This is a genomic window from Streptomyces sp. NPDC088923 (genome assembly GCF_044749745.1).
GTDB lineage: Bacteria > Actinomycetota > Actinomycetes > Streptomycetales > Streptomycetaceae > Streptomyces.
Genome location: NZ_JBIVIO010000002.1, coordinates 123,624 through 134,974, shown reverse-complemented (window position 1 = coordinate 134,974; position 11,351 = coordinate 123,624). Strand labels below are relative to the sequence as shown.

At 75.6% G+C, this 11,351-nt stretch carries 8 protein-coding genes and 1 tRNA gene; 1 reads left to right on the top strand and 8 read right to left on the bottom strand.

Features of this window, described 5'->3' with window-relative positions; genetic code table 11:
- Nucleotides 1-422 precede the first annotated feature (422 nt).
- Entirely contained in the window at nt 423-1,925 is a 1,503-nt protein-coding gene (locus ACIP4O_RS11695) for an MFS transporter (protein WP_401574120.1), read from the bottom strand.
- A gap of 276 nt (nt 1,926-2,201) precedes the next feature.
- Between ACIP4O_RS11695 and ACIP4O_RS11690 the strand changes: the two genes are divergently transcribed.
- Nucleotides 2,202-2,273, top strand: a tRNA-Cys gene (locus ACIP4O_RS11690).
- Between the two features lie 103 nt (nt 2,274-2,376).
- Here the strand turns inward: ACIP4O_RS11690 and ACIP4O_RS11685 are convergent.
- From ACIP4O_RS11685 to ACIP4O_RS11655, 7 genes are all read right to left on the bottom strand, one after another.
- Complete coding sequence (locus ACIP4O_RS11685) at nt 2,377-4,671, bottom strand: xanthine dehydrogenase family protein molybdopterin-binding subunit (protein ID WP_401574118.1); 2,295 nt, start codon at nt 4,669-4,671, stop codon at nt 2,377-2,379.
- Nucleotides 4,668-6,452, bottom strand: a complete 1,785-nt coding sequence (locus tag ACIP4O_RS11680; RefSeq protein ID WP_401574116.1) for a 2Fe-2S iron-sulfur cluster-binding protein — start codon at nt 6,450-6,452, stop codon at nt 4,668-4,670. The genes ACIP4O_RS11685 and ACIP4O_RS11680 overlap by 4 nt, the downstream gene beginning before the upstream one ends.
- Nucleotides 6,449-7,336, bottom strand: a complete 888-nt coding sequence (locus tag ACIP4O_RS11675; RefSeq protein WP_361332266.1) for an FAD binding domain-containing protein — start codon at nt 7,334-7,336, stop codon at nt 6,449-6,451. The genes ACIP4O_RS11680 and ACIP4O_RS11675 overlap by 4 nt, the downstream gene beginning before the upstream one ends.
- A gap of 223 nt (nt 7,337-7,559) precedes the next feature.
- Complete coding sequence (locus ACIP4O_RS11670; protein ID WP_401574114.1) at nt 7,560-9,269, bottom strand: beta-N-acetylhexosaminidase; 1,710 nt, start codon at nt 9,267-9,269, stop codon at nt 7,560-7,562.
- A gap of 83 nt (nt 9,270-9,352) precedes the next feature.
- Complete coding sequence (locus tag ACIP4O_RS11665) at nt 9,353-10,213, bottom strand: alpha/beta fold hydrolase (protein ID WP_401574112.1); 861 nt, start codon at nt 10,211-10,213, stop codon at nt 9,353-9,355.
- 157 nt (nt 10,214-10,370) lie between these two features.
- A complete protein-coding gene (locus tag ACIP4O_RS11660) occupies nt 10,371-10,673 on the bottom strand; it encodes a DUF3039 domain-containing protein (protein ID WP_361332272.1) in 303 nt (100 codons plus the stop codon).
- 52 nt (nt 10,674-10,725) lie between these two features.
- Nucleotides 10,726-11,298 carry a YqgE/AlgH family protein gene (locus ACIP4O_RS11655; protein WP_401574110.1) on the bottom strand — a complete coding sequence of 191 codons (573 nt, stop codon included), beginning with the start codon at nt 11,296-11,298 and terminating at the stop codon, nt 10,726-10,728.
- Nucleotides 11,299-11,351 lie beyond the last annotated feature (53 nt).

The following is an 11,351-nucleotide window of genomic DNA, read 5'->3' as shown; positions in this document are numbered from 1 at the left end:
GTACGACAGCAAACTCCCCAACGGACCCGTCCTGAACCTGACTTCGCACTCCTGGACCGGCCTCGTCAGCATGGCGAAGCACTCCGAGGCACGCTGACCGAAGCACCCGTTGCGGCCCCTTCTCACCCGGAGAGGGGGCCGCAGCGCTGTGCGGCGAGATCGCACAGGCCGTTCGGGCCGACCCATGGCGCGGGCAGCGGGTCCGGACACGCGGAGCCCCTCCCGCGGCGACGACCCGTGGAACCAGGTCGTCTCGGTGAACCTGAACGGCGTCGTCCCGCTGAGCGAAGGCGCACGGGAGCGCGGTACGGGAGCAGTGCGCCGCGCCCACGCGACGCCGTACGGGAGCGGCACGGACCCGGCGGGGCACACGCCCCGCCACCCCCCGCTCCCGCCCCGCCGCCCTCCGCTCCCGCCCTCCCCTACCCCCGCGTCCGCCGCGCCACCAGGACCCCCACCGCCGCCACCCCCGCCAGCGGCAGGAACACCGCCGCGAAGGCCGCCGGGTGCCCCGCGCCCGCCTGCGCCGCCGTCCCGGCCGCGACCTCGTGCGCGGTGCTCGCCGCCCCCACCGCCCCGCCTCCCGCCGCCGCGAAAGCCGCGCCGCCCAGCGCGAGCAGGAGCACGTTGGAGAGGCCGTCCGACATCTGGAGGGCCGCCGAGTTCGTGCCCGCCTCCTCGGGGGCCGAGAGTTCGAGGAGCAGCGTGCTTGTGCCCGAGGTGACGATGCCCATCCCGAAGCAGCCGAAGGCCCACGCCACCGCGACGATCCACACCGGCGTCCAGGAGAGCAGCACGCCGGGGGCCGTCGCGATCGCCAGCGCGACGAGCACCATGCCGAAGGTCATGAACGTCCTGCGGTACGCGGCCCAGGCGGGCCGTGCCTGCGCCCAGCTCCCGAAGGCCCACGTGCTGCCGCCGAGCGCGAGGGAGAGCCCCGCGAGCGTCGGGCTCAGCCCCCGCTGCGTCACGAGCATGAGCGGGACGAAGGACTCGGCCGCGATGAACGCGCCCGCCGCGACCCCGCGCAGCAGCACGACGGCGGGGAGGCCGCGCGCCGCGCGCCACGTCCCGCGCGGCAGCAGCACCCGTACCGCCAGGGCGAGCAGCACCGCGCCGGCGAGGGCGGGCGGCAGCGACCACCAGTGCAGGTCGCCGGCCGCGTACTGGAGCAGCCCGGCCGCGAGCGAGAGCGCGAAGGCCCAGGCGAGGCGGCCCCGGGGCGCGGCGCGCGGCGGCGCGTCCGGGTCGGCGGGCAGCGGCCCGGCGGCGCGGCGGCGGATCTGCGGGAGGGCGAGGAGGAGCGGGAGCAGGATGAGGACGGGGATGCCGAGGAAGACCCACCGCCAGCCGAGGTGTTCGGTGACGGTCCCCGCGACGAGCGGCCCCACGACCGAGGGCACGACCCAGCACGCCGAGAACGCGGCGAGGATCGCGGGCTGGAGCCTGCGCGGATAGGCGCGGCTGACGACGACGTACAGCGCGACGATCACGAGCCCGCCGCCGAGCCCCTGCACCGCGCGCCCGAGCACGAAGACCCACATGCTCGCCGCCGTGCCGCACAGCAGCAGTCCGGCCGCGAAGCCGCCGATGCCGAGCGTGATCGGCGCGAGCGGGCCCGCGCGGTCGGCCCACTGCCCCGCGAGGACCATCGCGAACAGGCTCGTCGTGAAGTACGCGGAGAAGGCGAAGGCGTAGAGCGGCACCCCGTGCAGCTCGCGCGCCGCGACCGGCATCGCCGTACCGACCGCCGTCGCCTCGAAGGCGATGAGCAGGACGACGGAGACGATGCCGAGGCTGAGGGCCAGGTACGGGCGCGAGAGGACACCGCCACTCGGAGCGGGCGCGGGGGCGGGGTCGAGGAATGCCGGTATCGGGACGGGGCCGGCGGCTTCGGCGCCGCCGGGCTGCTGGCTCGTACTCACCGGCCCAGGGTAAGGGGCGAATACGGCATACGCCCCTGTCGGAAGCCGGTCGGACGCTCGTCCTTTCGGCGTACGACTCCGGGCGGGCCGGCACGGGACGGTCGCGCCCGCACGCGCCCCTCTGATCGCCACCGCGTATGGCCCCCCGTGAACGCCGTATGTCGGCTCCGTGGCAGGGACGCCCGCCCCCTTGCCCGCACCCCGGCCCCGCTCCTACGGTCGGGGTACCGCACAGCACACGGCGGGCCATGGACAGCGGTCCGTACGTGTGCGCGTGGCCGTGTGCCCGAGTGGCTCAGGGGCCGGCCTGCAAAGCCGGTTACGTCGGTTCGAATCCGATCACGGCCTCGGTCGAGCGAGGGCCGGGCGTCCCGGGAGAAGGGGACGCCCGGCCCCTTCGCGCGTGCGCCCCGAACGGCCCGCCTCGTAAGGCCCCCGCGCCCCCTGCCCCCTACGGGTTCGCCACCGCCTGCTGCGGCCTGATCGGCAGCCTGTTCACGAGCCGTCCGGTCGCCGCGCGGACCGCCGAGGCGATCGCCGCCGGGGTCGTCACGACCGGGACCGCGCTCGCGGCCTTCGCGCCGAAGGGGGCGATGACGTCGCGCTCCTCGACGAGGCGCACGACGCGGATGTCCGGGGTGTCGAGCGCGGTCGGGAGCGGGTAGCCCGTCAGGTCGGGGTGGCGGACGAGGCCGCGCGGGGTGCGGAGGTTCTCCGTGAGCGCGGCGCCGACGCCCTGCGTCACCCCCGCCTCGATCCGGGCGCGCAGCTGCGCCGGGTTGAGCACCCGGCCCACGTCCTGCGCGACCGTCAGCTCGACGACCCGGATCGCGCCCAGCTCGATGTCCACGTCCACGACCGCGCGCACCGCGCAGAAGGCGAGCCCCACGAAGGCGTCGCCCTGACCGTCCGCGTCGAGCGGTTCGGTGGGGTGGGGGCGGCACTGCGCCGTCGCCCACAGCTCCTTGCCCTCCAGCGTCTCCGCGACCGTCGTGGAGAGGACCCCGTCGTAGCTGGTGATCTTGCCGTCCGCGATCTGGAGGAGTTCGGCGGACATGCCGAAGGTGTGCGCGAGGGGTTGGAGGAGCTGGGTGCGGACCATCTTGGCCGCGCGTTCGACGGCCCCGCCCGAGACCCAGGTGTGGCGGCCGTGGCACGCGGGCCCGGCGGGCGGCTGGTCGGTGTCGACGGCGGCGACGCGCACGTCCTCGACGCCGAGCACGTCCTGCACGATCTGCCGCGCGAGCGTCGAGAAGCCCTGCCCGGTCTCGACCGCCGCGCAGATGACCGTGGCCATGCCGTCGTGGATCTTCACCGTGGCCGTCGCGACCTCGTCCGCGCCCTCCGCGCCGAGCATGTGCACCATGCCGACCCCGTAGCCGACCCCGCGCCGCACGGCCGCCGGATCGCCCGCGCCCTCGGGCCCCCCGGGGAGCAGCCACTCGTCCTCGGGGGTGTCCTTCGGGAGCGGCGGCAACTCCTCGTCCCGTACGACTTCGAGGAGCTCGGCGACGGGCGCCGGGCACGTCACGGTCTGCCCGGTCGGCAGGACGTCCCCGGTCGCGAGGACGTTGCGCAGCCGCAGCTCGGCCGGGTCCACGCCGAGTTTCTTCGCGAGCTTGTCCATCTGCGCCTCGTACGCGGCGCACACCTGCATCGCGCCCTCACCCCGCACGTGGCCGGAGGGCGGATTGTTCGTGCGCACGACCCAGCCCTCGACGAAGGCGTTCGGGACGACGTAGGGGCCGCAGGCGAAGGAGACGGCGGCGGCGAGCGCCTCGCCCGAACTGCCCGCGTACGCACCCGCGTCCATGAGGATCTGCGCCTCGACCTTGACGAGGCGGCCCTCGGCGTCGGCGTGGTGGCGGTAGCGGAGCAGGGTCGGGTGGCGGTGGGCGTGGCCGAGGAAGGAGTCCTCGCGCGAGGCGGTGAGCTTGACGGGGCACTGGGTGCGCATCGCGAGGAGCCCGAGCGGCAGTGTGAAGCTCTGGTCCTCGCGGTCGCTCGTCGCGCCGGGGACGCCGGTCACGACGACCTTGACCTGGTCGGGGCTGAGCCCGTAGCACGCGGCGGCGAGGTCGCGGTCGCCGTGCGGGTCGGTCGACGCGGTGTACAGCTCCACGCCGCCGTCCGGGCGCGGTACGGCGAGTCCCGCCTCGGCGCCGATCGGCGCGGGGTCCTGACGGCCGATGCGGTAGAGCCCGTCCACGACGATCTCGCCGACCGCCTCGGGGTCGCCGGAGCGCAGCGGGATGTGCCGCACGAGGTTCCCGTCCGGGTGCAGCGGGGCCGCCTCGAAGGACTCCTCGGGGTCGGTGACGGGGTCGAGCGTCTCGTACGTGACCTGGACGGCCGCCGCCGCCATGCGCGCCGTGTCGGGGTGGTCGGCCGCGACGGCGGCGATGGCCTCGCCGTGGTGGCGTACGACCTCGGAGGCGAAGACGGGGCGCTCGCCGCCGAAGGAGTGGGCGGGCAGGTCCTCGTGCGTGAGCACGGCGCGGACGCCCGGCATGCGCAGGGCCTCGCCCGTGTCGATCGACACGATGCGCGCGTGCGCGTGCGGGGAGCGCAGGACGGCCGCCCACAGGAGGCCCTCGGCCCACAGGTCGGCGGCGTACGGGAAGGTGCCCTCGGTCTTGGTGCGCAGTTCGGCGGGCGGCAGCGAGGTCCCGAGGCCGAAGGGGGGCCGGTCCTCGGCCGGTTCGGCCCCCAGGGACTCCAGGGACTCCAGGGTCGACTCGCTCATGCCTGGCCTCCGTCCTGGGGCGCGAAGTGCTCACCTGCGCCGTAGGTGTGCTGACCGGGGTCCTCGTAGGGGCCCTCGGGGGGGTAGGGGCCTTCGGACGAGTACGGGCCTTCCGGCGGGTACGGGCCCTCGGGTGCGTACGGGCCCTCGGGCGGCACCGCGAAGCCCGCGCCGTAGGTGCCCCCGGCCTCGCCGAGGTCCGTGCCGTAGGGCGGGGTCGTGGCAGGTTCCTGGTCGACGGGGCCCGGCTGGTGCGGGACCCGGGCGTGGGGGTGCCCGGCGGATGCCTCCGCCTCGGCGGCCTCCTCCTTCGCCGCGGCCCGCTCCTCGCTCGCCTCGCGGCGGCCGGCGGCCACGTCCTGGACGGCGTCGAGCACGCCCCGGTAGCCGGAGCAGCGGCACAGGTTCCCGCACAGCGCCTGCCGGGTCTCCAGGACGGTCGGCGCCGGGTTGCCCTCCAGCAGGTCGTGCACGGTCATCGCCATGCCGGGGACGCAGAACCCGCACTGCACGGCGCCGTGCGCGGCGAGCGCGCGCTGCACGTCGGAGGCCTCGCCGTCGCGCGCGAGCCCCTCGACGGTACGGACCTCGCTCCCGGCGGTCGTCGCGGCGGGCACGAGGCAGGAGGCGACGAGCCGCCCGTCCACCTGGACGTTGCACGCCCCGCACTCGCCCTGCGCGCACCCGTCCTTGGCCCCGGCGAGCCCGAGCCGCTCGCGCAGCACGTAGAGCAGCGACTCCCCGATCCAGGCGGCCTCGACGGGCCGTTCGACGCCGTTGACGGAGAGCGTGTAGGAGGCGAGGGGGTGCTCGTCGGGAAGGGGGAACCCGGCGACCAGGGTGGCGGCTTGGGGCTCGGGTTCCGGCTCGGCTTCGGCTTCGGCTTCGGCTTCGGGCTCGGGTTCCGCGGCGGACTCGGGTTCGGGCGCGGGTTCGGACTGGGGTTCGGGCGCGGGTTCGGGCGCGGGTTCGGACTCGGGTTCGGGCGTCTCCTCGGCGGCGGCACCGGGTACGGACTCCTCGGCCGCCTCCGCCTCTTGAGCGGCTTCGGTACCGGCCTCGTGAGGGGCGGCCGCCTCCGGTTCCGCCGAAGACTCCTCCTCGCCCGGTACGTACCCGGGCGCCGTCTCCCGCCGGGGCTCCGGCACCCCCGCGCCGCCGGGCAGGTCCCCGCCAGGCGCGGGCTCCTCCGCCGTCGCTGTCCCGTCCCGTTCCGCCTCCCGCGCCTCCTGCGCCGCCACCGCCCACGGCGCGATCGCGCCGCCGGGGAGGGTCGCGGGGGCGGTGCTCGACCACTGCGAGGTGAGCGAGGAGCCCTGGAACTCGCCGGACTCCTCCGGCAGCGCGCCCTCTGTGACGGGGATCTGCCACTGTCCGGTGGCCCCCGAGGCGCTCGGCTCGCTCGGCTGCGCGTCGCGTGCGGCCTCGGCGGCGGGCTCGGGCGTGAAGGCGGCGAACTGGACCGTGGTCTCCATCGGGCTGGGCCCGTACGCCGGTTCGCCGGGTGCCTCGGGGCCGGGCTCCGGCTGCTGCCGCGGGACGTCCCAGTGCCCGGTCGCGCCCGGGTCCGTACCGGCGGGCGGGATGCGCGGCGGTACGTAGCCGTGGCCCGGGGCCGCGAGGGGAGCCGCGTCGAGGAGGCCTTCGGGCAGGCTCACGAAGGCGGTCGCGTCGGCGTCGTAGTCCGTGTGCGGAACGGGTTCCCAGCCGCCGTACGGCCCCGGGCCCTCGCCGTAGGGGTCCTGCTGCGGCGGTGTGGGCCGGTCCTGTTCCTCGCTCATGCGAGCGCCCTCCCCAGTGCGCGACGGGCCAGCGCGGCGACGGTGCGCCGCAGGTGCGATACGGCGGGCGTGAGCGGGGGCACGACGCCGTCCTCGCCCGCCGGTTGTTCGGGTACGCAGGCGGCGGCGACGTACTCGCCGAACGCGGCGAGCGCCTCGGGCGCGAGGCTGCGGTCGCCGTCCCAGTCCACGAGCGCGGAGACCCACGCCTCGGCTTCGAGGGGCCGCAGCGGCATGGGCGCGATCGCGCCGACCGCGCAGCGCACCGCGCGCCTGGCCGGGTCGAGCACGAGGGCGAGCGAGGCGACCGCGCGGCCCGGGCCCGTACGTCCTGTCGCCTTGAGGAAGACCTGCGGGGCGTGCAGGAGCGGTACCCGTACGTGGGAGATGAGTTCACCGCCGCGCAGCGGGTCCATGCCCGTCAGGAGGTGCGAGACGGGGACCTCGCGGCGCGCGCCGCCCGCGCCCGCGAGGAGCACGGTGGCTTCGAGCGCGGCGAGGACGGGGAGCGCGTCGCCCGTGGCGGCGGCGGTCGCGATGTTGCCGCCGAGGGTGCCCGCGTTGCGGATGTGCGGGGGCCCGGCGGCGCGCGCGGCGGCGGCGAGCGCGGGGATGAGCGCGGCGAAGTCGGGGCGGCCCATGCGCGCGTGCGTGAGCCCGGCGCCGAGCAGGGCGTGGCCGTCGAGGTACTGCCAGCCGCGGATCTCGGCGACGCGGCCGAGGCCCACGAGGGCGGCGGGGCGCAGGAGTCCGGCGTTGACGGCGGCCATGAGGTCGGTGCCGCCCGCGACGGGCACGGCGGTGGGGGTCGCGGCGAGCGCGGCCACGGCCTCCTCCAGCGTGGTGGGCAGGGAGACCGCCGCATTCGGTGCCTGTGTGGTCAAAGCGGCTGCCCCTTCCCGTTGCCCCGGACGCGTCCCGCCTGTGGCCTGTGCTGCCGTACGGTACGTCGTCACGGGCCGGACGTGGCAACTCTGGCACATCTTCGCGCGGGTGCGGAGCGGGGGTGGGGGCGGGGCCGGGGCTGCCCGGGGGCAGGGAGCGCGCGGGCGCGGGCCGCCTCGCGCCCCGCTCCCCCGGACCCGCGCCCCCTGGCCCCGCGTTGACTCACACGCGCGGCGGCCTGCCCTCCCGCGGGAAGCCGCCGACGCCGGGGCGCCGCTGCCAGGGCCTCGGTCCCGACTTCGGCCGGTACGCGACGCCGAGCGCGTCGAGCCGCGCGTAGTGCGCCGCGTCCATGCGCCGTGCGAAGCCCTCGTAGTCGCGCGCGTCGGGGGCGGGCAGTTCGCTCCAGACGACCTCGGAGAACGCGGCGAGGCGCGGGAAGGTCTGGTAGTCGCGGCGGTCCTGGCTGTCCATCACCTCGGCCCAGGAGTTGGCCTGCGCGCCGAGCACGTGCCGCGCCTCGTCCGGGGTCAGCTCCGGCGGCACGGGCTCGAAGCGGTAGATGTCCTCCATGGTCCGTACCCACCCGATCGGGACGGGCTCCTCCTCGGCATCGGCCTGCCGGAAGTCGAGGTAGACCTGCTGCTCGGGGCACATGACGACGTCGTGCCCGGCGCGCGCGGCGGTGATCCCGCCCGCGTAGCCGCGCCAGGAGGTGACCGCGGCGCCGGGCGCGAGCCCGCCCTCCAGGATCTCGTCCCAGCCGATGAGCCGCCGCCCGCGCGCGGTCAGCCAGGTGTCGAAGTGCCGGATGAACCAGCTCTGGAGCCCGTCCTCGTCACCGACGCCGAGTTCCGCGATGCGCGCCTGGGCGGTCGCGGACGCCTTCCACTGGTCCTTGGGGCACTCGTCGCCGCCGATGTGGAAGAAGGTGGACGGGAAGAGGTCGAGGACCTCGGTGAACACGTCCTCGTAGAAACGCAGGACCTCTTCGGTGGGAGCGAGGACGTTCGGGTTGACGCCCCACGTCTCCCACACGCCGAGCGCGGTCGTGTCGACGACGTCCGTGTTGCCGAGGTGCGGGTACGCGGCGATCGCGGCCTGCGAGTGCCCGGGCACGTCGATCTCGGGGACGACGGTGATGTGCCGCTCGGCGGCGTAGGCGACGATCTCCCGGAGGTCGTCGCGCGTGTAGTAGCCGCCGTGCGGGGTCTCGTCCCACAGCTCGGAGGTGCGGTGGCCGCGCTTGGTGCGCGGGCGCCAGGCGGCCCTCTCCATGAGCTTCGGGTAGCGCTCGATCTCGATGCGCCAGCCCTGGTCGTCGGTGAGGTGGAAGTGCAGGACGTTGAGCTTGTGCGCGGCGAGCAGGTCGATCGTGCGCAGCACGCTGTCCTTGGGCAGGAAGTGCCGGGCGACGTCGAGGAGGTGGCCGCGCCAGGCGAAGCGGGGGCTGTCCTCGATCTCCGTGTACGGGATCTCGGCGCCGGGCGCCGGTACGGGCGCGGGCGCGGCACCGGGGACGGTGGGCGCGGCGGCGGTGAGCGGGGCGCGGCGCAGGGCGGCGGGTCCGGCGAGCTGGCGGAGCGTCTGGACGCCGTAGTAGACCCCGGCGGGCCCGCCGCCGGTGATGCGTACGCCGTCACCGTCGACGGTCAGGACGTACGCCTCGGGCGCGTCGCTCTCCTCGACCCGCAGCCGTACGACGGGCCCGTCCCCGCTCTCCGGGAAGTCGAGCCCGAGCGGCACCCCGAGATCGCGCCGCAGGGCCCGCGCGGCGGTCCCGGTACCGGGGCCGGCGTCGAGCCGCACGGAGGCATCGAGGCGGAGGGTCCCGGCGCCGGGGGTGAGGCGGCGGGGGGCGGGGAGGAGGGTGCCGAGCACGCCGGGGGCGGGGGCTTCGGGCGTGGGGTCCGAGTGGTCCAGTCCAGTCATGAGGTCTAGTCCACCAGATGGGGGCTGACATGCGAAGACCCTGAGAGGGACGGGTTCTCGCGCGGCCGAAAGCCGACGCCGGGTCAGCCCGCGAAGAAGGCGGCCAAGTCGGCCGCGAGGGTGTCCGGCGCCTCCTCGGCGACGTGGTGTCCGGAGTCGATGCCGTGCCCGCGCACGTCGTCGGCCCACTCGCGCCAGATCCGCACCGGGTCGCCGTGCAGTTCCTCCAGGTCGTCCCGCAGCGACCACAGCGCGAGCACGGGGCAGCGCACGCGGCGGCCCGCCGCCTTGTCCGCCCTCTCGTCGCGGGCGTCCACGGTGAGCCCGGCCCGGTAGTCCTCCAGCATGGCGCGGACGACCTCGGGGTCACGGGTCGCGGCACGGAACTCCGCGTGGTTCTCGACGCCCATGCGCGCGGGGTCGCCCCGGTACCAGCGGTCGGGGTCGGCGGTGATGACGCGCTCGGGCGTATCCGGCTGGGCGAAGAAGAACCAGTGCCACCACTGGGTCGCGAAGCGGGCGTCGACCCGGTCGAGGTGCGCGGTGAGCGGGATGCCGTCGAGGAACGCGACGCGCGCGACGGCTTCGGGGTGGTCGAGCGTGAGCCGCAGGGCGACGGCGACGCCCCGGTCGTGCCCCGCGAGGCGGAAGCGCGGGTGCCCCAGCTCCCGCATGAGGCGCGCCAGGTCGCCGGCCACCGCCCGCTTGGAGTGGGCGCTGTGGTCCGGCGAGGGCGCGGGGCCGCGCGAGCGCCCGTAGCCGCGCAGGTCCGGGCACACGACCGTGAACCCGCGGGCCACGAGGAGCGGGGCGACGCGGTGCCAGGTCGCGGAGGTGCGGGGATGGCCGTGCAGGAGGAGCACGGGCGGGCCCTCGCCCCCGTGCCGTACGAAGATCTCGGCTTCCCCGGTGCTGACAGTGGACTGCGTGAACCCCTCGAACATCGCCCCAGACTTCCCGAAAGGACGCGCACGCGGAAGCCCACGACGCACGGAACCCCCGCACCGCCCGGTCGGGACCGGTGGTGCGGGGGTCCGTGCATGAGGAGGACCCTGGCCGTGCGGGGCGCGGGCGCGAGGGGGCGCGGGCGCGAGGGGGCGGCTACTTCTTGCCGCCGCCCTTGCCGTCCTTGCCGCCCTTGCCGTTGTCGCCACCGGGACCCATGGAGTCGTAGATCTCCTTGCACATGGGGCACACGGGGTACTTCTTCGGGTCGCGGCCCGGCACCCAGACCTTCCCGCACAGGGCGACGACGGGCGTGCCGTCGAGCGCGCTCGCCATGATCTTGTCCTTCTGGACATAGTGCGCGTACCGCTCGTGATCACCGTCACCGTGCGAGGTCTGCGGGACCGGTTCGACAAGAGTGGAGGTGCTGCCACCGCGCTCGGGCTCAAGAGTGCTCATAAATTCCTAGGGTACCCACGCGGGGCGGCCCGGCGGGAACGCCCGCGAGCCCTCAGTTGAGGCTCGCGTCCTCGGGATACGTCGCCATCATCGCCAGCGTCCCGCGCTGCCTGCGCAGCACCTCGCGCCACAGCGACTCGGGGCGCTCGGCCGAGATGTCGCCGGGCTCCGCGTCGACCACGTACCAGGCCCCCGCCTCCAGCTCGTCCTCCAGCTGATCGGGCCCCCACCCCGCGTACCCGGCGAAGATCCGCAGCGCGCCGAGCGCGGCGGCGAGGAGTTCGGGCGGGGTCTCCAGGTCGACGAGGCCGATCGCCCCGTACACGCGCCGCCAGCCCAGCGGGCTCGTCCGGGCCCCCGGCTCGCCGGGCACGACGGCGACACCGAGCGCGGAGTCGAGCGAGACGGGGCCGCCCTGGAAGACGACACCGGGCGCGCCCGCGAGCGGCCCCCAGCCCTCCAGGATGTCGTCCACGCCGACGGGGGTCGGCCGGTTGAGGACCACGCCGAGGGTGCCCTCGGCGTCATGGTCGAGGACGAGGACCACCGCGCGCGCGAAATTCGGGTCCGCGAGGGCCGGTGTGGCGACGAGCAGTCGCCCTGTGAGCGAGGACACCCCGGTCATGACAGCCATGATCCCGCATCGGCGCAAGGGGCGGGGAGTGGGTCACGCCGGGC

Coding starts and splice junctions, on each gene's coding strand:
- ACIP4O_RS11685 (WP_401574118.1), bottom strand. CDS start 4,671: ATGAGCGAGTCGACCCTGGAGTCCCTGGAGTCCCTGGGGGCCGAACCG.
- ACIP4O_RS11680 (WP_401574116.1), bottom strand. CDS start 6,452: ATGAGCGAGGAACAGGACCGGCCCACACCGCCGCAGCAGGACCCCTAC.
- ACIP4O_RS11670 (WP_401574114.1), bottom strand. CDS start 9,269: ATGACTGGACTGGACCACTCGGACCCCACGCCCGAAGCCCCCGCCCCC.
- ACIP4O_RS11665 (WP_401574112.1), bottom strand. CDS start 10,213: ATGTTCGAGGGGTTCACGCAGTCCACTGTCAGCACCGGGGAAGCCGAG.
- ACIP4O_RS11660 (WP_361332272.1), bottom strand. CDS start 10,673: ATGAGCACTCTTGAGCCCGAGCGCGGTGGCAGCACCTCCACTCTTGTC.
- ACIP4O_RS11655 (WP_401574110.1), bottom strand. CDS start 11,298: ATGACCGGGGTGTCCTCGCTCACAGGGCGACTGCTCGTCGCCACACCG.